Genomic DNA, 19,550 nt, shown 5'->3' on the forward strand with positions numbered 1-19,550 from the left:
CCGGCCCCGACACGCAGCAAGCTCCCCAGCCCTCATACAAGTAGCGAACTACCGAACACCGACCGTGACAAGACCAGCTAACAAAGCACTACTAGTCGGTCGGGACGCAGAGGACCGGGAGGTGGGACAGGTGCAGGAGTTTGTGGGGGGTGGAGCCGAGGAGGGCGCCGCGGATCGGGCTGTCGCCCCAGCTGCCCACCACGATGACCCGCCCGCCGTGCCGTTCGGCCGCCGCCAGCAGGGCCTGCGCCGGCTTCTCGTCCATGATCTCCACCGCCGAGGGGACGCCGGCCTCGTCCGCCGCCTCGACCGCGTGGGCGAGGGCGCTGCGGCCGGCCTGGCGGATCGCCTCCTGGTGGGAGCGGTACTCCTCGCCCGTGACGCCGGGCGCCGCGGCCCCGTAGACCAGGACCAGGGGTTCGCCGAAGGCGGCCGCGACCTCGATGGCGACCCGCAGGGCCCGTTCCGCGCCGGGCGATTCGTCGTAGCCGAGGACCACGGACATGACGGGTCTCCTCACTCCTCGCGCGAGCGGCCGTGGCGCCCGGGGCGGCTGTGGACCAGGGCCGGGTCGGCGACGCTCCGGCGTTCCTGCCAGAAGACGCCGGACCGCAGGCGCCAGAAGAGCATCACGAGGACGCCGGTCAGTGCGATGCCGATGCCGATGACCAGCGGCGGGCCCAGGCCGAACCAGGAGACCCCGCTGTACGAGTTCGCCGGGTCGGACATGTCCGTGATGGACTCCACCAGCAGCCAGGCCAGCAGGCCCGCCCCGACGAGCGGCCCCACTCCGATGAACAGGAAGTTGTGCAGGCTCTCGGTGAGGTGCCGGCGGTAGTAGATCGCGCAGGCCAGGCCGGTGAGCGCGTAGTAGAAGGCGATCAGCAGGGACAGTGCGGTCAGCGAGTCGAACAGCGCGTTCTCGCTGATCCGGTTGACGATCAGGTACCAGGCGATGGCGATGCCGGCCACCCACCAGGTGCTGACGTCGGGGGTGCGGAACCTGGGGTGGATGTGCGCCAGGGGGTGCGGCAGGGCCTTGCGGCGGGCCATGGACAGGGCCGTCCGGGAGGCGGGGATGATCGTGGTCTGGGTGGAGGCGAGCGCGGAGGTGCAGACGGACAGCAGCACCACCCAGTCCCAGCGGCCCATCACCTCGTGCGCAAGCAGCGCGAAGACCGCCTCCTCCTCACCGGCGTTCTCGGTGAGGAAGGCGGTGCCCGCGTAGCCGACCACCGCGATGCCCACGGACAGGTAGGTGACGAGCAGGATGACCGTGGACCAGATGCCGGCCCGGCCGGGGGCGCTGGCGGAGTCCTTGACCTCCTCGGTGAGGTTCACCGCGGACTCCCAGCCCCAGTAGATGAACACGCCGAGCAGCAGCCCGCCGGTGAGCGCGGCTCCGCCGGCGCCGAACGGGTTCAGCCAGCTCAGGGCGGGTTCGGTGGCGTCCAGGGTGCTGGTGCCGGCGTAGACGCGGTAGATGGCCACGACGGCGAACAGCAGCAGGAAGAAGACCTGGGCGAGGATCAGCACGTTCTGTACGTGCGCCGACATCTCGGTGCCGAGGACGCATACGGCGGTCATCACCAGGATGACGACGACGGTGAGGGTCTGCCGGACGGCTTCGCTGTTGGCCCAGCTGTCCAGGCCGACGGAGAGCAGGCCGAAGCGTACGGCGACGTCGGCGAGGGAGCCGATGACCAGGACGCCCGTCATGAAGATGGCCCAGCCGCCGAGCCAGCCCGCCCAGGGGCCCATGGCCCGGGTCACCCAGGAGAAGGTGGTGCCGCAGTCCTGGTCGACCTTGTTGAGGTAGTAGAAGGCGGCGGCGATCAGCAGCATCGGCACGAAGGAGGCCAGCATCACGCCCGGCGCGTAGATCCCGGCGAGGGCGACGATCGGGCCGATGGCCGCCGCGAGGGAGTATGCGGGCGAGGTGGAGTTCAACCCGATCACGAGCGCGTCGAGGAACCCGATCGCGTCGTGTTTGAGCTCGGGGGTTGCGGGCACCTGGTCCGCGACGTCTCCGGCCATACCTGCATGGTGGCCCAGCCGGGGCCGGGCCGCATGGCGGGCTCCGGCGAGTGGGGGCCGTGTGCCGAGGCCTTCGGGCGGGGGCCTTCCGGCGGGGCCGTCCGGCGGGGGTCGTCTAAAGTTGACGTCGCACGGGATCTCCTCGATGCGTCTGATGTCGGGGAAGGCATTCCGTGACCCACTCACCTCGTACGAGCCCCGGCCCGGCCGAATTCGCGCTGCCGGACACCGTGACCCCGGCGCTGCCGCCGGCCGCCTCCTTCACCGAGCTGGACCTGCCGCCGAAGCTCCAGGCGATGCTGACCGAGCTGGGAGTGCTGGAGCCGTTCCCCGTCCAGGCGGCCACCCTGCCGAACGCGATCGCGGGCCGGGACGTGCTGGCCCGGGCCCGGACCGGCTCGGGCAAGACGCTGGCCTTCGGCCTGGCGCTGCTGGTGCGTACGGCGGGCGCGGGCGGCCGGGCCGCCGCGAAGCAGCCGCTCGCGCTGGTGCTCGTACCGACCAGGGAACTCGCCCAGCAGGTCACCGAGGCGCTGACCCCGTACGCGGGGGCGCTGAAGCTGCGGATCGCGACGGCGGTCGGCGGGCTGGCGATCAACCGGCAGGCCGCGGCCCTGAAGGAGGGCGCGGAGGTGCTGGTCGCGACCCCGGGCCGGCTGAAGGACCTGGTGGAGCGGCGGGACTGCAAGCTGGACCGGGTGGGCATCACGGTGCTGGACGAGGCCGACCAGATGTGCGATCTGGGGTTCCTGCCGCAGGTCACCGAGCTCCTCGACCTGGTGCGCCCGGACGGGCAGCGGATGCTGTTCTCCGCGACCCTGGACCGCAACGTCGACCTGCTGGTACGCCGGTACCTGAACGATCCGGCCGTCCACTCGGTGGATCCGTCCGCGGGCGCGGTGACCACCATGGAGCACCACGTGCTGGAGGTGCACGGGGCGGACAAGTACGCGACGGCGACGGAGATCGCCGCCCGGGACGGCCGGGTCCTGATGTTCCTGGACACGAAGGCCGCCGTGGACCGCTTCACCCGGCACCTGAGGGACAGCGGGGTGCGGGCCGCGGCGCTGCACGGCGGGAAGTCCCAGCCGCAGCGCAGCCACACCCTCGCCCAGTTCAAGAAGGGTGAGATCACCACGCTGGTGGCGACCAACGTGGCCGCCCGGGGCATCCACATCGACGACCTGGACCTGGTCGTGAACCTGGACCCGCCGGCCGATGCCAAGGACTACCTGCACCGGGGCGGCCGCACGGCCCGGGCCGGCGAGTCGGGCAGGGTGGTCACCCTGGTGACCACGGGCCAGCGGCGGGACCTGGCCCGGCTGCTGGCCGAGGCCGGCATCCGCCCGGAGACCACCAAGGTCCGCTCGGGCGAGGCGGAGCTGACCCGGATCACCGGTGCCAAGGCGGTTCCGGCGGCGGCCCGCGGCGGCCGGGACGGCAAGGGCGCGGCGCGGCCCGAGCGCGCCTTCCGCGGCCTGGGCACGCGCCCGGCCAAGGAGACGCGCAAGGAGGCGGACGCCCGCAAGGCGGCCGAGGCCCGCCGCGCGGCCCGGGTCCGCCGGGGTTCCTGACCGAACGGAAGGCGGGCCGGGAAGCAGGCCCGGAGACCGGGCCCGGAGACCGGGCCCGGAAATCCGCCGGGCAGCCACCCAGCGGGCCCCTAGGCGGGGTCGAAGGCGAAGGCGCGGAAGGCGTCCCGGAGCCCGGTGTGCGGTGGGGCGTGCGGGGCCGGCGGGGTGAGCAGGGCCGCCCAGCGGCGGTGCCGCGGGGAGATCCACAGGGCGGTCGGCCCGGGTGTGGCGTGGTGCACCCAGATGTCCTGGCGGCGGTCGGTGCCCGGTGCGGGGCGCCACAGGAGTCCGCGGTCCGGGGCGAGCTCGCCGGTGCGGATGCGCAGGGAGTCGGCGATCCAGGCCGGGCTGAGCGGTCCGGGGACGAGGAGGTGCCGGAGGAAGGCCGCCGTGTCCTCCAGGACCGTGTGCAGGGTCGGGGCGAACGCCGTGCGGGTCATGGCGAGGGGCCGCCAGATGCGTTCGGCGGCGAGGTCGGCCAGGGGCCGGCCGGTGACCTGTTCGGCCAGGCGGGCGAGCAGCTCGTGGTCGCCGGTGCGGGTGAGGATCTGGTGGGCGGTGGAGCGGCCCAGGGTGGGTCCGTACGCGGTGAGCGGGGTGTGCAGGCGCAGGGCGCCCTCTTCGACGAGGGTGCCGAGGACGGGCCAGACGGCGAGTACGGCGGCCAGGCCGCCGGCGTCGAGAGCGGGGCCGCCGTCACCGCGGGGGCCGCGGTCGCGGATCCCGTCGCAGTCGCCGACCGCCCAGGCGGAGCCGGGCGGGACGGGGATCCGGGCGTCACTGGTCATCGCACTGGTCATCGTGTCTCCACGCTAAGCACCCGGCCCGCCCGGCCGCGGGCAGGCGGCCCCGGACGGGGCCGCCTGCCACTCGAATGCGGGCCGGGCGGAAGGTTGACGACGGGGCTCCCGATCAGGTGCGGTCGGGGCGTTCGGTGACGCGGAGGGTGTTGAGCAGCGGCTTGCCGAAGCCCGTGTGGGTGACGAAGCGGATGTTGAGCGTGCCGTCGGTGACGGTGACCGTGTAGCTGCGGTTCAGGGCCGTGTAGGTGCCGGCCTCGAGGGAGATGTCCAGGGACGGGAGCACCTGGGTGCCCTCGGCGAGGACGTCGAAGACCCGCTTGTTGGGCCGGGTGGAGGAGAGTTCGGCGAAGCCGAGTTCCACCGTGTAGGTGCCGTTGGGGACGTTGTCGAAGCGGTACTCGTACATGCCTTCGCGGGCGTTGCGGAACAGCCGCTGGTCGGCCGTGCCGGCGATGGTGCGGCCGGTGGACTTGGCGGTGGAGCTGCCCTGGTAGCCGTACGAGCCGGGGGTGTACTTGCGGTCCGGCGCCCAGGTGTCGCCGAGGGCGTCCGGGCCGGCGTAATCCGCGCCCGCGTCCAGGGCGACCTGGTAGCGCGGGACGACGACCTTGACCGGGACGGTGAGGACCGGGCTGCGGCCGCTCGCCGAGGTGATCTTCAGGCCGGTGGTGAGGACCGTGCCGGGGGCCACGCCGGTGGTGTCCACCGCGAGGGTGAGCGAGGCCTTGGCGTTGGACGGGAGGTCGCCGGAGGCCGGGGTGGCGGTCAGCCAGGCTGCGTCCTCGGTCACCTGGTAGGCCGTGCCGAGGCCCGGGTTGGTGAGGTCGAGGGTGCGGGTCCGCTTCTGGCCGGGGGTGACGACCAGTTCGACGGAGGCCGCGGAGGCGGTCACCTTGCCGGTGCGCAGGGAGCGGGTGAGGGCGGTGACGTCCGCGGCCTTGACCTCCACCGGGGCCTGCGCGGTCTCGTAGGAGGGGGCGCTGATCGTCGCGGGGAGGGTGCCGGACGGGGACTGGATCACATAGCCGCCGTCGGCCGCCGTGGTGGCGGTGACCGCGGTGTCGCCGGTGCCGACCGTGACGGTCGCGCCGGCCACGCCGCCGCCGTCGTTGGCGTCGAGGACCCTGCCGGAGACCACGCCGCTGCGGGTGGTGCGGAAGGCGATCGACAGACCGTCGGTGACGACGGGGGTGTTGAAGGAGTACTTGAAGGCGTCGGTGCCGGCCGGGTTCTCCACGCCGAGGGTGGCCGAGGAGCCGCCCTTGATGCCGGTGCCGCCGGTGCCGCGGTAGTGGTAGGAGACGGTGCCGTCCTCGCCGATCACGGCCGAGAAGGAGAACTTCTCCGCCTGCGCGGACCAGTGCGAGACCTGCCGCCATTCGACGACGTACGTGCGGTGCGGGGCGGTGCCGGTGACGGCCGTGTACACGCCCGATCCGGTGTCCGCGGCGCCGACGACCAGGTCGTCCCAGAACGGGTAGAGGGCCGCGTTGGGGGTGGCGGTACTGGGCAGGTCGCCGTTGATGTCACCGCCGTGCGCGCCGCCGAAGCTGACGGTGCCGTTGGTGCTGATCCAGGCCTGGCCGTACGTCTTGCCGTACAGCGGCAGCGGGAAGGGGAGGTCCACCCGTTCCGTGGTGTTGTCGCCGGTCAGGGCGAGCCGGCGGTCGCCTGCCTGGTACGGGCGGTCGCCCGCGGCGGCACAGGCGTAGCCGTAGCCGTCGGTGCGGTCCGGGAGGGTGACGGCGGCGGTGGTGTCGCCGGCCACGGTGACGCGGGTGCTGCCGCCGGTGAGGCACCGGGAGGGGTGGCCGGCCTGGATGTCGTACGTGCCGTGCGGGAGGGTGACCTCGAAGCGGCCCTGCTCGTCGGCGGTGGCGGTCACGGGGGTGCCGGCCACGGTGACGGCCGCGCCCGCGGCGGGGCCGGCGGACGAGGAGACGGTGCCGGTGAGCCGGCCCGAGGCGGCCTGGGCGAGGGTGAAGTCCGAGGTGGCGGTGGCGCCTTCGGTGACGGTGGCGGTCGCGGTCTCCTGGCCGTAGCCGAACTTGCCTGCGGTCAGGGCGTATTCACCCACCGACAGAGCGGCGAACTTGTAGCTGCCGTCGGCGGTGGTGGTCGTCGTACGGTCGATGGGGCCGTCGGCGGTGACCTGCGCGCCGGCCACCGGGGCGCCGCCGGAGGAGACGGTTCCGGCCAGGGCGCCGACAGCGCCGCGCGGGGCGGACCGGACGGCCGCGAGGGCGTCGAGGCGGCCCTCGCCGAAGACGTTGTTGTCGGCTGCGGTGCCGCCGCAGCTGGTGTTGTCGGTGTCCAGGGCGGTGCCGTCGAGCAGGGCTTCGGTCTGCGCGACGTCGCCCTCCAGGGCGGGCGCGGCGGACCACATCAGGGCGACCGCGGCCGCGGTGTGGGGGGAGGCCATCGAGGTGCCGGAGAAGGAGTCGTAGCCGCCGGGCACCGAGGAGCGGACGTTGACGCCGGGGGCGGCGATGTTGGGCTTGATGCCGCTCTGGGCCGCGCCGCGCGAGGAGAACGAGGCGATGGCGTTGTTGATGTCGAAGGCGCCGGAGCTGTAGGAGCTCATGTAGTCACCGGGCGAGCCGCTGGTGGCGCAGCCGGGGCCGGAGTTGCCGTTGGAGAACGCCGGGAAGATGCCGGCCGCCCGCCAGGTGTCGACGATCTCCTGGTACCAGGTGTCGCCGCCCGAACCGCCCCAGGAGTTGTTGACGATGTGCGGGGCGAGGTCGGGGCGCGGGTTCTGGCCGGCCTGGTCGGTGGGGGCGACGATCCACTGCCCGGAGGCCAGCAGGGAGGCTTCGGAGCAGGAGTTGGTCTCGCAGCCCTTGGCGGCGATCCACTTCGCGCCGGGCGCTACGCCGATCTTGTTGGCGCCGCCGTCGTCGCCGACCATCGTGCCCATGGTGTGGGTTCCGTGGTCGTTGTTGTCGCAGGGGGCGGCGCCGGCACAGATGCCGGCCGGGTCGAACCAGTTGTAGGCGTGGCTGTACGAGCCGTCGGCGGCCCGGCCGCGGTACTGGTTCGCGACGGCGGGGTGCTGGTAGTCGACGCCGCTGTCGATGTTGGCGACGACGATGCCCTCGCCGCGGACGCCGAACTCCTCCCACACCTGGGGGGCCTTGATGCGGTCGACGTTCCATTCGACGGCGTCCGCGGCCGCTTCCCGCTTGCCCTCGACGGGCTTGGGGATGCTGACCTTGTCGTCGGCGTCGATGCGGGCGACCTCGGGGCGCTGCGCGAGGGTGCCGGCGAGCTTCTCGCTGCCGACCACCCGGACCGCGTTGACGATCCAGTACGAGGTGTACTCGGCCTTGGCGCCGTCCAGGGCCTTGCGGAGTTCGGCCTGGCTGCGTTCGGCGTGGGCGGTCTTGGCCCGGTAGACGGCCTCGGCCTTCCCGGCCCGGGTGGTCTGCCGGGCGGCGGAGCCGAGGTCGGCGGCGCTGTCGAGGTAGACCCAGAAGGCCGCCTTGCCGGTTTCGTCGAGCTGGCTGCGGAGCTGGGGTTCGATCTTCCGTTCCGCGGCGGTCGCGGCGGGGTCGGGGGGCGGTGCGGCAGCCGCCGCGCCGATTCCGGCGGGGATCAGCAGGATCGCCGTGAGGGCGGCGAGTGCCGCGCGTAACGGTCCGTTCCGTTGGGTGTTGCGTGGGGCCACGTGGGTCTCCTCGTACGTCTTGTGCAGGTGATGCGGTCAGGACGTGCATGCCGCGTGAGTGACATGTGCGCGTCATCGTGAGTCATGTGCCGTCACCTGTACAAGAGGGCCTCACCGGTCGCGCCGGGTGGCCCGGGACGGCCCGGGCGGCCAGCCTGGAGGCATGGCCCCGCCAGATGTCCGGCTCGCCTCCGCCCGCGGGCGGTGGATCCTGCTGACCACCGTCCTCGGCTCGACCATGGCGATGCTCGACTCGACCGTGGTCAACGTGGCTCTCCCCCGCATCGGCCGGGACCTGGATGCGGACCTGGCGGTGCTGCAGTGGACGGTCAACGCGTACATGCTCACGCTGGCCGGGCTGATCCTGGTCGGCGGTGCGTTGGGCGACCGGTTCGGCCGGCGCCGGATCTTCGTCCTGGGGGTGGTGTGGTTCGCCGTCGGGTCTCTGCTGTGCGGGCTGGCGCCGAATGCCGCGGTGCTGGTGGCCGCCCGGGCCCTGCAGGGCGTCGGGGGCGCGCTGCTCACCCCCGGCTCGCTCGCGCTGATCCAGGGGTCGATCCATCCGGACGACCGGGGGCGGGCGGTCGGCCTGTGGTCCGGGCTGGGCGGGGTCGGCGCGGCGGTCGGGCCGTTCCTCGGCGGCTGGCTGGTGGACGGGCCGGGCTGGCGCTGGGTGTTCCTGCTGAACGTGCCGCTGGCCGCGCTGTGCGTGCCGGTCGCCTTGCGGCACATACCGGAATCGCGCGATCCGCAGGCGCACGGGCGGTTCGACGTGATCGGCGCGGTGCTGGGTGCGGCGGCTCTGGCACTGGTGACGTACGCGCTGATCGAGGCGGGGTCCGGGTCGCCCGCGGTGCCGGTGGCGGCGGTCGTGGGCGTGCTGCTGGGCGTGGCCTTCGTGCTGGTCGAGCGGCGGCGGGCGGATCCGATGGTGCCGCCCGAGATCTTCGCCTCGCGGCAGTTCACCGCCGTCAACCTGGTGACCCTGTGCGTGTACGCCGCCTTCGGCGGTTTCTTCTTCCTGTCGGTGCTGCAGCTGCAGGTGGTCGCCGGGTATTCGGCGCTGGCCGCCGGCGCCGCGCTGCTGCCGGCCACGATCCTGATGCTGCTGCTGTCGGCCCGGTCGGGTGAGCTGGGCGAGCGGATCGGGCCGCGGATCCCGCTGACCGTGGGGCCGCTGCTGTGCGCGGCCGGAATGCTGCTCATGGTGCGGGCGGGCCCGGGCGCCGGTTACCTGGCGGACGTGCTGCCCGGCATGGTGGTGCTGGGCCTGGGCATGGTGACGCTGGTGGCGCCGCTGACCTCGACGGTGCTGGCGTCGGTGGACCCCGGGCGGGCCGGGCTGGCCAGCGGGATCAACAATGCGGCCGCGCGGGCGGCCGGCCTGCTGGCGGTGGCCGCGCTCCCGCTGCTGGCCGGGATGGGGCCGGAGTCCTATCTGTCGGCGGACCTCTTCAATGCCGCGTTCCGGCGGGCCATGGTCTGGTGTGCGGGGCTGCTGGTTCTGGGGGCGGTGCTGGCCTGGGCGACCGTACGCAGGCCCGCGCCGGGGGCGGTCCACCCGCAGTGCCAGATGCAGTGCGGGGTGGCCGCACCGACGCTGGAGCCACAACAGGAGCGATTGACTGAAATTTCAGTCAGTGACAGAGTTCCGCCCATGAACCCGAGCCGCAGAACCCTGTTGCGCTCCGCCGGTGCCGGAGCCGCGGGCCTCGCCGTGGGCTCGCCGCCGCAACCGGCCCCGGCCGAGGCCGCGACCCGCACCGCACTCCGCCGGACCGTCCCCTCCGACGAGGTCCCGCACCTGCGGACCTGGATGGCCTGGCCGTCCACGCGCTCCGTCTGGGGCTCCGCCCTCGCCGGGATTCAGCAGGACATCGCCCTGATCGCCCGGACCGTCGCCCGATTCGAACCGGTGCTGGTGTGTGCCGCCGACGAGAGGGCGGCGGCCGACGCCCGGGCCCGCTGCGGCCCGGCGGTCACCGTCCTCTCCTCGATCCCGGTCGACGACCTGTGGATGCGGGACACCGGCGCGGTGTTCCGCCGCGACGGGGCCGGCGGAATCGACGCGATCGGCCTCAACTTCAACGGCTGGGGCGGCAAGCAGACCCACCGCAAGGACGCGAAGGCCGCCGCCCGGATCGCGGCCCGCGAATCCCTTCCCTTCACGGTCACCGGCTTCGTGGGCGAGGGCGGGGCGGTGGAGACCGACGGCGACGGCACGGTCATGGCGACCGAGTCCAGCCTGGTCAACCGGAACCGCAACCCCGGGATGAGCCGGGCGCAGATCGAGGCACAGGTGCTGGCCGCCTACGGCGCCGGCAAGATGATCTGGGTGCCGGGGATCAAGGGCCGGGACATCACCGACGACCACATCGACGTCACCTCCCGGTTCATCCGGCCCGGCGTGGTCATGGTCCAGGTCCCGCCGCCCGACCGCACCGACATCTGGGCCCGCGACGCCCGGGAGCAGCTGGCGATCCTGTCCGCCGCCACCGACGCCCGGGGCCGCCGGCTGACGGTCCTGCGGGTGGACGGCCCGGACACCCTGCGCTCGGACGACCCGGACTTGGTCGACTCCTACCTCAACTTCCACGTGGTCAACGGCGCGGTGATCACCGCCCAATTCGGGGACGCACCGAAGGACGCGGCGGCCCGGCAGGCACTGGCCGCGGCCTTCCCCGGCCGCGAGGTCGTACAGCTCGACGTCGACCGCCTGATGGGCGGCGGAGGAGGAATCCACTGCTCGACGATGCAGCAGCCGACGGCACGGTGACGCCATGTGTCCCGTCGGGGCTGGTGATCGGGCGTTACCGGTTCTGGCCGCCGAGCACGAACAGCAGGTAGACGAAGAACGCGAAGAGGTGGCCGACGAACAGGTAGGCGATCAGGCGGATCACCAGACCGCGCGGGAACTTCGATTCCATCTGGGACACGGTGTGCTCCTCGTTCTCGATGACGGCGGGGATGTCAGGGGTGGCTGCCACTACTGCCCCTGCTGCCGGGGCTGCCGCCGAGGCAGAGCCCGGCGAGGCTGCTCTGCAGCAGGGAGTGGACGAAGAGCAGCTCGGTGCCCCCGGCGGTGGCGGCGCCGATCCGGTGCGGGGTCATCGAGTCGAAGTGCGCGCTGTCGCCGGGCTCCAGCAGGTACTCGGTCTCCCCCAGGTGCAGCCGCAGCCGCCCGGTGAGCACGTACAGCCATTCCTCGCCGGGGTGTACGCGGACCAGCTCGCCCTGGCTGCGGCCGTAAGGGACGTGCACGCGCAGCGCCTGCATGGCCCGGCCGGAACCGCCGGCCTGCCAGTACGTCCAGCCGTCCGCCTCGCGGGCCCCCGGACCGCCGGCCCGTACGATGGGATCGGCCACGGCGGCCGTCTCACCGAGCAGCTCCGAGACCGTCGTGCCGTAGGTGCGGGCGAGCCCCAGCAGCAGTGGCAGCGAGGGCTGACGCCGGCCGGTCTCCAGCCGGGACAGGTGGGCCGGGGAAAGCCGGGCCCGGGCGGCCGCGGCCTCCAGGGTCAGCCCGGCGCGCCGGCGCAGTTCGCGCAGTTGCGGGGCGACGGCGGGCAGCTCGCCGGGGTCGACGGACGCGTCGGAGGCGTCGGGCTCGTTGCCGGAGCCGGGGGCAGGACCGGTGCTCATGCCCCGATTGAGCCAGAGAGTTGCCCCGCCGGCAATTGTTCTTGCCTCTGAGGCAAAGACGAGGGCGGGGCGCGGCTTCAGGCGTGGCCCGTCGCGAGCACCGCCTCCACCGTGTCGGCCTCGGCGGCCGCCTTGTCCGGACGGTGCCGCAGCACCCGGGCGAACCTCAGGGTGACCCCGGCCGGGTAGCGCGGAGAGCGCTGCACCCCGTCGTAGGCGATCTCCACCACCAGCTCGGGCCGGACGCGCACGGTGAATCCGTCGTCCTCGACGGCCAGCTCGCGCAGCCGCGCGGTCTGCCAGCGCAGCATCTCGTCGGTGAGCCCCTTGAAGGTCTTGCCGAGCATCACGTACGTACCGTCGGCCGCCCGGGCCCCCAGGTGCAGGTTGGACAGCAACCCGGTGCGCCGGCCGTGCCCCCATTCGGCGGCCAGCACCACCAGGTCGAGGGTGTGCACCGGTTTCACCTTGAGCCAGAGTTTGCCGCGCCGGCCCGCCGCGTACACCGACTCCAGGGACTTCACCATCACCCCCTCGTGGCCCCGGCGCAGGGTTTCGTCCCGGAACTCCTCGGCGGCCGCCCGCTGTGCCGCCGCATCCTCCGTGCCCGTCCCGCCCGTCCCGTCCGCCCCTTCTCCACCGTCCCCCGCGTCCCCGACTACGAGTCGGCGGACCAGGGCCGCCTCCGGCACCAGGCGGGCGAGGGCCGCGTAGCGTTCGCGTAGCGGCAGGTCGAGCAGCACCCGGTCCTCGGTGGCCAGCACGTCGAAGAAGAACGCCGTCACCGGCAGAACGGCCCGGGCGGCCGCGACGTCGATCCGTGACCCGACCCGGCTCGCCACCTCCTGGAAGGGCACCGGCCGGCCGTCCGCGCCGAGCGCGATCACCTCGCCGTCCAGGATGAAGCAGGTCCCCGGCAGGGACCGGGCCAGCGCCACCACCTCCGGCAGCCGGCCGGTGATCTCGTCCAGGGAGCGGGTGAACACGCGGACGGTGTCCCCGTCCCGGTGCACCTGCACCCGGATGCCGTCCAGCTTCTCCTCCACGCTGCACGGGCCGAGAGCGTCCACCGCCTCCGCGACCGAGCCGGCCGTACTCGCCAGCATCGGCTGGACCGGCTGCCCGACGCGCAGGGCGAAGGCCTCCAGCGCCCGCTCGCCCCCGGCGAGCACCGCGCCCGCCACCCGCGGCAGCGAGCCGTCGAGCATCACCGCGCGGCGCAGTGCGGCGGCCGGCACCCCGGCGGCCGCTGCCACCCCCTCCAGGGCGACGGCGTCCAGGGCGCCCTGGCGGACCTCGCCGGAGAGCAGGCTGCGCAGGAACCGCTGCTCGGGCGCGGTGGCCGCGCCGAGCAGTGCATCGACGATCCGGTGCCGTTCGGCCTGGGCGCCCGCGCCCGCCACCGCGGTGAGGGCGGTGACGGCCGCGTCCACCTGGGCGACGGTGAGCGTGGGGCGGGCGGCGGGCCCGGTGTCCCGGCTCAGGGCGCGCCAGCCGACGCCGGGGCGGCCCTGCGGGAGCCGGCCGGCCAGGTAGGCGATGACGAGGGGAGCCTCCTCGGCAGGGACTGCGGCGAACAGTTCGGCGAGGAGGGCGACCTTGCGCGACCGGGCGGAGGTGTCGGCGACCTCCCGGGACACGCGGGCGACCTCGGCCAGGAGCATGCCGTCATCGTCCCGCCGTCGGGGTCCGGGCGCAGGTCGGCGGAGATCTGACTGCGGTCGGACGGCGGTCGCACGGCAGTCGGACGGCAGTCGCACCACGGTCGGACCGCGTCGTACCGCGGCCTGACCGCGGTCCAGGCCTTCGGGCGGCCATCGGCCAGCCATCGGGCCGTAGTGCAGCCGCTCCGTACCGCAGGCGCGGTACACGGGCACCGGAGCGTAATCCTTGAGAAGGTCCTGAGTTCCGCCTCCGGTTGCTCGGGGGAGAAGGAACGTCCCTTTAGGGTTCCTGTATGAAACTCCGATTGCCCCGGCGCCGCCGGCACCGCCTGATCGCAGGCGCCGCCGCACTCGCCCTCCTCGCGGGAGCCGGCACCTGGACGGCCGCGGCGGCCTCCGGTGACGAGCCCGCCGTGCACCGCACGGACCAGGTGCTGGAGATGCCCGGCGCGGGCATCGACACCTCCTACTTCACCGGGAGCGGCTCGGGCAAGCGGCCGGCCGTGCTCCTCGGACACGGCTTCGGCGGCTCCAAGAACGATGCCCGGGCGTATGCCGAGCGGCTGGCCCGCGACGGGTACGCCGTGCTGACCTGGTCGGCGCGCGGATTCGGCCGCTCCGGCGGGAAGATCGGTCTGAACGACCCCGAGTTCGAGGTGAAGGACGTCTCCCGGCTGATCGACTGGCTGGCGAAGCGGCCCGAGGTGCGGCTGGACGCGGACGGGGACCCCCGGGTGGGTGTCGCCGGCGGCTCGTACGGCGGGGCCATCGCGCTCCTCGCGGCCGGCCACGACCGGCGGGTCGATGCCATCGCCCCCCAGATCACCTACTGGAACCTCGCGGACTCCCTGTTCCCCAACGGGGTGTTCAAGAAGCTGTGGGCCGGGGTGTTCTTCACCACCGGCGCGGCCGGCGGGCTGCCGGCGGCCGGTTCGCCCGCGGCCGCCGGCGCTGCGCCGGGCGCCGGATCCGGCCCGGCGTCCGGCTGCGGCCGGTTCCAGCCGGAGCTGTGCGCCATGTACGAACGGGTGGCGGTGGCCGGCAAGCCCGACGAGGAGGCGCGCCGGCTGCTGGAGGCCCGCAGCCCCTCGGCGGTCGGCGACCGGATCAAGGTGCCCACCCTGATCGTGCAGGGGCAGTCCGACTCGCTGTTCCCGCTGGACCAGGCCGACGCCATGGCCCGGGCCATCGCCGCGAACGGCGCGCCGGTCGCCGTCGACTGGGCGGCCGGCGGCCACGACGGCGGTGTCCGCGAGGTCGGCCGGATCGAGGACCGCGTCCACACCTGGTTCGACCGCCACCTCAAGGACGACCGGGGCGTGGACACCGGCCCCGCCTTCCAGGTCACCCGCACCGGCGGCATCGACACCACCAACGGCGACGTGCAGCTGCGCGAGGCGGCCGGCGACCGATACCCCGGGCTGACCCACACGCCCCGGGCCATCACCCTCACCGGCCGCGAACAGAGCTTCACCAACCCGCCCGGCGGGGCCCCGCCCTCCCTGTCCTCCCTGCCGGGCATCGGCGGACAGCTGGCGGCCTTCGGCACCGGCCTCTCCCTCGACTTCCCCGGCCAGTACGCCCGCTTCGACTCCGCGCCGCTGGACGGCGAACTCCGCGTCACCGGCACCCCGACCGTCAAGCTCCAGGTGAGGTCGACGGCCGCGGACGGCTCGGCGGTGCTGTTCGGCAAGGTGTACGACGTGGGCCCGGAGGGCGGGCAGCAGCTGCTGCCCAACCAGCTGGTGGCCCCGGTGCGGGTGGAGAACGCGCAGAACGGCACCGAGGTCGAGCTGCGGCTGCCGGCCATCGACCACGCGGTGGAGGCCGGGCACCGGCTGCGCCTGGTGCTCTCGGCCACCGACCTCGGCTATGCGACTCCCGCCGCCCCGGCGACCTACACGGTGGCGGTGCAGGGTCCGCTGGCCGTGCCGGTCGCGGACGGCGTACGGACCTCCGCGGCCGCGCTGCCCGGCTGGACCTGGGGTCTTCCGCTGGGCGCGGCCGCGCTGGCCGCGCTCCTGCTGACGGTCCGGCGGCGGCCGCGCCCCGGCGGGGCTCCGGCCGCGGGTCTGCGGGCCGCGCCGGACCGGGAGGCCGCACTGGCCGACGTACCGCTGGAGATCACCGGTCTGACGAAGCGGTACGCGAAGTCGAAGGACCGGTACGCGGTGCGGGACCTGTCGTTCCGGGTGGAGAAGGGCCAGGTGCTGGGTCTGCTCGGGCCGAACGGGGCCGGGAAGACCACCACCCTGCGCATGCTGATGGGGCTGATCTCGCCGGACGCCGGGGAGATCCGGGTGTTCGGGCACGCGGTGCGCGCCGGATCGCCGGTGCTGTCGCGGGTCGGCGCGTTCGTCGAGGGCGCCGGCTTCCTGCCGCACCTGTCGGGGCGGGCCAACCTGGAGCTGTACTGGCAGGCGACCGGCCGGCCGGCCGCCGACGCGCACATGGCGGAGGCGTTGGAGATCGCCGGGCTCGGCGACGCTCTGGAGCGGGCGGTCCGGACGTACTCGCAGGGCATGCGGCAGCGGCTGGCCATCGCGCAGGCCATGCTGGGGCTGCCGGATCTGCTGATCCTCGACGAGCCGACGAACGGTCTGGACCCGCCGCAGATCCGGGAGATGCGGGACGTGATGATCCGGTACGCCGCCGGCGGCCGGACGGTGATCGTCTCCAGCCATCTGCTGTCGGAGGTCGAGCAGTCCTGCACGCACCTGGTGGTCATGGACCGCGGGCAGCGGGTGGCGGCCGGCCCGGTGGCGGAGATCACCGGCGGTGGCGACACCCTGCTGGTGACCCTGGCGGAGCGGGTGGCGGACGTGGTCGTCGAGAAGGTGGCCGCGCTGGAAGGAGTGGATTCGGTGGTCAGGTCCGATGACGGGCTCGGGCTGCTGGTACGGCTGGACGGCGCGAGCGCGGGCGAGCTGATCGCCGAACTCGTCCGGCTGGAGGTGCCGGTGAGCGCGGTGGGGCCGCACCGGAGGCTGGAGGACGCGTTCCTCACCCTGATCGGAGGCGCGGCATGAGCACGGGTACGGACACGAGTACGGGCGCGGGCACGGTAGCGGGCGCGGGTGCGGACACGGATTCGGGTGGGGGCGCGGCGATGGAGACGGCTCCCGGGTACAGCCCGGGGCGGACGCTGCCGCTGCGGGTGGAGGCGCTGCGGCAGTGGCGGCGGCGCCGGACCCTGGTGATGGGCGGGGTGCTGGCCGCCCTCCCCTTCATCCTGATCATCGCGTTCGCGGTGGGCGGCGGCCCGGACGGCGGCCCCGACGGCCGGATCACCCTGATCGACACGGCCACGGCCTCGGGCGCGAACTTCGCCGCGACCAGCCTGTTCGTCTCGGCGGGCTTCCTGCTGGTGGTGCCGGTGGCGCTGTTCTGCGGGGACACGGTCGCCTCCGAGGCCGGCTGGTCCTCGCTGCGCTACCTGCTGGCCTCACCGGTGCCGCGGGCCCGGCTGCTGTGGAGCAAGCTGGTGGTGGCGCTGGGCTTCAGCCTGGCGGCGATGGTGCTGCTGCCGGTGGTGGCCCTGGCCGCGGGCACGGTCGCGTACGGCTGGGGCCCGCTGAAGCTGCCGGCCGGGGGCTCCCTGCCGGCCGGGGACACGCTGCCCCGGCTGGCGCTGGTCGTGGCGTTCATCTTCGTGTCGCAACTGGTGACGGCCGGGCTGGCGTTCTGGCTGTCGACCCGGACGGACGCGCCGCTGGGCGCGGTCGGCGGTGCGGTCGGCCTGACCATCGTCGGCAATGTGCTGGACGCGGTGACCGCGCTGGGCGACTGGCGGGAGTTCCTGCCGGCGCACTGGCAGTACGCGTGGGCGGACGCGCTGCAGCCGCACCTGGAGTGGGGCGGCATGGTGAAGGGCGCGGCGGTGTCCGTGTCGTACGCGGTGGTGCTGATCGCGCTGGCCTTCCGGGGGTTCGCGCGCAAGGACATCGTGTCGTAGGGGTGTGGCCCTGCGTGTGGCCCTGACCGGCGGCGGGCGGGGCTCGCCCGCCGCCGCCGGTCAGGGCCCGGCCGCCGGACAAGGCCTGGCGCGGGTCAGAGCCCGGCCGCCGGACAAGGCCTGGCGCGGGTCAGGGCCCGGCCGCCGGACAAGGCCTGGCGCGGGTCAGAGCCCGGCCGCCGGACAAGGCCTGGCGCGGGTCAGGGCCCGGCGCGGGTCAGGGCCCGGCGCGGGTCAGGGCCCGGCGCGGGTCAGGGGCGGCCGGGGCCCGCGGCGAGGAGGCGCGGCACCGGGGTGCCGGCCAGGAAGGACGCGATGGCTTCCACCGCCTGGCCGTAGTACGTCGCGTAGTTCGCCCGGGTGACGTACCCGAGGTGGGGGGTGGCCAGCAGCCGCGGAGCCGTGCGGACCGGGTGGTCCGCAGGGAGCGGTTCGAGGTCGAAGACGTCGAGGCCGGCGCCCGCGATGCGGCCCGCGTGGAGGGCGTCGAGCAGCGCCCGCTCGTCGACGATGGCCGAGCGCGAGGTGTTCACCAGGTACGCGGTCGGTTTCATCAGGGCGATCTCGGGTGCGCCGATCAGGCCCCGGGTGCGGTCGCCCAGGGCCAGGTGCACGGAGACGAAGTCGCTGGTGGCCAGCAATTCCTCCTTGGAGGCCGCAAGGCCCACCCCCGCCTCCGCCGCGCGCGGCTCGGTGAGGTTGCGGCTCCAGGCCGCCACCTCCATGCCGAAGGCGAGCCCGATCCGGGCGACCCGGCTGCCGATCCGGCCGAGGCCGAGCAGCCCCAGCCGGCGGCCGTGCAGGTCCGCACCGACGGTGGACTGCCAAGGGCCGCCGGCCCGCAGCGCGGTGTTCTCCTCGACCAGGCCCCGGGCCAGGCCGAGGAGCAGCGCCCAGGTCAGCTCCACCGGCGGGGTGCCGGAGCTCTCCGTACCGCAGACGGTCACCCCGTTCCGTGCCGCGGCCGTGTGGTCGATGGCCGAGTTGCGCAAGCCGGAGGCGACGATCAGGCGGAGCCGGGGCAGCCGGTCGAGCAGCGGGCCGGTGAAGGACACGCGCTCCCGGAGGGTCACCACGATGTCGAACCCGGCCAGTGCGGCGGCGAGTTCGTCCTCCGTGGCGAAGTGCTCGCGGAAGGCGGTCGTTTCGACCCGGTCCAGGACCGGCGACCAGTCGGCGGCGGTGGCCGCGACGCCCTGGAAGTCGTCCAGCAGCGCGCAGCGGAGCCGGGGAGCCGTCATACCGTGCCGGGCCCGAACCCTGCGTTCTCGGCGATCGCGTCGATTGCGGCGAGGAGTTCGGCGTCCAGGGGGCGGTCGGCGACGGCCGCGTTGGCGCGGATCTGCTCGGCCGAGGTGGCACCGGCGATCACGGAGGCGCAGCCGGGCTGTGCGGAGAGCCAGCCGATGGACAGCTCCAGGACGGTGCGGCCGTGCTTCTCGCCGAGGGCGGCGAGGCCCTCGACCACGTCCAGCTTCTGCTCGCCGAGGTAGTCGTCCTCGCCTTCCAGACGGGAGCCGGCCGGCACGGGCGCGCCGCGGCGGATCTTGCCGGTGAGCAGGCCGTTGTGGAGCGGGTAGTACGGCAGCACGCCGACGCCGTAGTGCCGGGCGGCGGGCACGAGTTCCCGCTCGGCGGAGCGCTCCAGCAGCGACCACTCGTTCTGGGCCGAGATGAACGGGGCGGCCCCGATTTCGCGGGCGACGTGGGCGGCCTCGGCGAGCTGCCAGCCGCTGAAGTTGGAGTGGCCGATGTAGCGGATCTTGCCCTCGGTGACCAGCTCGGTGAGCGCGAGCAGGGTTTCGGCGATGGGGGTGGCCGGGTCGGGGCTGTGCAGCTGGTAGAGGTCGATGTGGTCGGTGCCGAGGCGACGCAGGGACTCCTCGACGGAGCGGCGGATGTAGACCCGGCCGCCGCGCGATCCGACGGCCGGCCCGTACTCCATGTCGACGCCCGCGTACCCGAACTTGCTGGCGAGCACGACCTGGTCGCGGCGGCCCTTGAGGGCCTGGCCGAGGTGGCTCTCGGAGCCGCCGCGGCCGCCGTAGATGTCGGCGGTGTCGAGCAGGGTGACGCCGGCGTCGAGGGCCGCGTCGACGACCGAGCGGGTGGCGGCGGCGTCGAGGGTCCGGCCGAAGTTGTTGCAGCCGAGGCCGACGGCGGACACCTGCAGACCCGAATGGCCCAGGGAGACATAGCGCATGG

Annotated in this window: 13 protein-coding genes and 1 pseudogene; 5 read left to right on the top strand and 9 right to left on the bottom strand. The window is 73.9% G+C overall.

The features are described 5' to 3' along the window. Positions 1 to 91: 91 nt before the first annotated feature. The gene (locus tag AB0447_RS27220; RefSeq protein WP_366479437.1) at positions 92 to 505 is read right to left on the bottom strand and encodes a universal stress protein; all 414 of its coding nucleotides are present in this window, start codon (positions 503 to 505) and stop codon (positions 92 to 94) included. An 11-nt stretch (positions 506 to 516) separates the two neighbouring features. After that, the gene (locus AB0447_RS27225; RefSeq protein ID WP_366479438.1) at positions 517 to 2,037 is read right to left on the bottom strand and encodes an APC family permease; all 1,521 of its coding nucleotides are present in this window, start codon (positions 2,035 to 2,037) and stop codon (positions 517 to 519) included. A 173-nt stretch (positions 2,038 to 2,210) separates the two neighbouring features. On the opposite strand from AB0447_RS27225, the gene AB0447_RS27230 reads away from it, so the two are divergent. After that, positions 2,211 to 3,611 carry a DEAD/DEAH box helicase gene (locus tag AB0447_RS27230; protein ID WP_366479439.1) on the top strand — a complete coding sequence of 467 codons (1,401 nt, stop codon included), beginning with the start codon at positions 2,211 to 2,213 and terminating at the stop codon, positions 3,609 to 3,611. Positions 3,612 to 3,700: 89 nt separating this feature from the next. Here AB0447_RS27230 and AB0447_RS27235 read toward each other — a convergent pair whose 3' ends face one another. Continuing rightward, positions 3,701 to 4,411 carry a serine hydrolase gene (locus AB0447_RS27235; protein WP_366479440.1) on the bottom strand — a complete coding sequence of 237 codons (711 nt, stop codon included), beginning with the start codon at positions 4,409 to 4,411 and terminating at the stop codon, positions 3,701 to 3,703. A gap of 112 nt (positions 4,412 to 4,523) precedes the next feature. Beyond that, positions 4,524 to 8,084, bottom strand: a complete 3,561-nt coding sequence (locus AB0447_RS27240) for a S8 family serine peptidase (RefSeq protein ID WP_366479441.1) — start codon at positions 8,082 to 8,084, stop codon at positions 4,524 to 4,526. A 163-nt stretch (positions 8,085 to 8,247) separates the two neighbouring features. Here AB0447_RS27240 and AB0447_RS27245 point away from each other — a divergent pair. Together AB0447_RS27245 and AB0447_RS27250 are read left to right on the top strand one after the other, a co-directional pair. Next, positions 8,248 to 9,693: pseudogene (locus tag AB0447_RS27245) on the top strand (MFS transporter); the annotation flags it as partial. Between the two features lie 48 nt (positions 9,694 to 9,741). Continuing rightward, positions 9,742 to 10,860, top strand: a complete 1,119-nt coding sequence (locus AB0447_RS27250) for an agmatine deiminase family protein (protein ID WP_366479502.1) — start codon at positions 9,742 to 9,744, stop codon at positions 10,858 to 10,860. A 34-nt stretch (positions 10,861 to 10,894) separates the two neighbouring features. Here AB0447_RS27250 and AB0447_RS27255 read toward each other — a convergent pair whose 3' ends face one another. From AB0447_RS27255 to AB0447_RS27265, 3 genes are all read right to left on the bottom strand, one after another. Next, positions 10,895 to 11,041, bottom strand: a complete 147-nt coding sequence (locus tag AB0447_RS27255; protein WP_366479503.1) for a DUF6126 family protein — start codon at positions 11,039 to 11,041, stop codon at positions 10,895 to 10,897. Between the two features lie 13 nt (positions 11,042 to 11,054). Next, positions 11,055 to 11,726, bottom strand: coding sequence for an XRE family transcriptional regulator (locus AB0447_RS27260; protein WP_366479442.1), 672 nt, complete (start codon positions 11,724 to 11,726; stop codon positions 11,055 to 11,057). 77 nt (positions 11,727 to 11,803) lie between these two features. Continuing rightward, entirely contained in the window at positions 11,804 to 13,390 is a 1,587-nt protein-coding gene (locus AB0447_RS27265; RefSeq protein WP_366479444.1) for an ATP-dependent DNA ligase, read from the bottom strand. A 293-nt stretch (positions 13,391 to 13,683) separates the two neighbouring features. On the opposite strand from AB0447_RS27265, the gene AB0447_RS27270 reads away from it, so the two are divergent. Both AB0447_RS27270 and AB0447_RS27275 read left to right on the top strand, forming a co-directional pair. Then, entirely contained in the window at positions 13,684 to 16,419 is a 2,736-nt protein-coding gene (locus tag AB0447_RS27270; RefSeq protein WP_366479445.1) for an alpha/beta fold hydrolase, read from the top strand. Positions 16,420 to 16,499: 80 nt separating this feature from the next. Then, positions 16,500 to 17,345 (top strand): ABC transporter permease, encoded by an 846-nt coding sequence (locus tag AB0447_RS27275; protein ID WP_366479504.1) that lies wholly within the window; start codon positions 16,500 to 16,502, stop codon positions 17,343 to 17,345. Between the two features lie 251 nt (positions 17,346 to 17,596). Here AB0447_RS27275 and AB0447_RS27280 read toward each other — a convergent pair whose 3' ends face one another. Beyond that, positions 17,597 to 18,586 carry a D-2-hydroxyacid dehydrogenase family protein gene (locus tag AB0447_RS27280; protein WP_366479446.1) on the bottom strand — a complete coding sequence of 330 codons (990 nt, stop codon included), beginning with the start codon at positions 18,584 to 18,586 and terminating at the stop codon, positions 17,597 to 17,599. Continuing rightward, positions 18,583 to 19,548, bottom strand: coding sequence for an aldo/keto reductase (locus tag AB0447_RS27285; RefSeq protein ID WP_366479447.1), 966 nt, complete (start codon positions 19,546 to 19,548; stop codon positions 18,583 to 18,585). Before AB0447_RS27285 ends, AB0447_RS27280 begins: the two co-directional genes overlap by 4 nt. Positions 19,549 to 19,550: the final 2 nt, after the last annotated feature.

Origin of the sequence: Streptomyces sp. NPDC051211, assembly GCF_040689505.1 — a bacterium.
Taxonomy (GTDB): domain Bacteria; phylum Actinomycetota; class Actinomycetes; order Streptomycetales; family Streptomycetaceae; genus Streptomyces.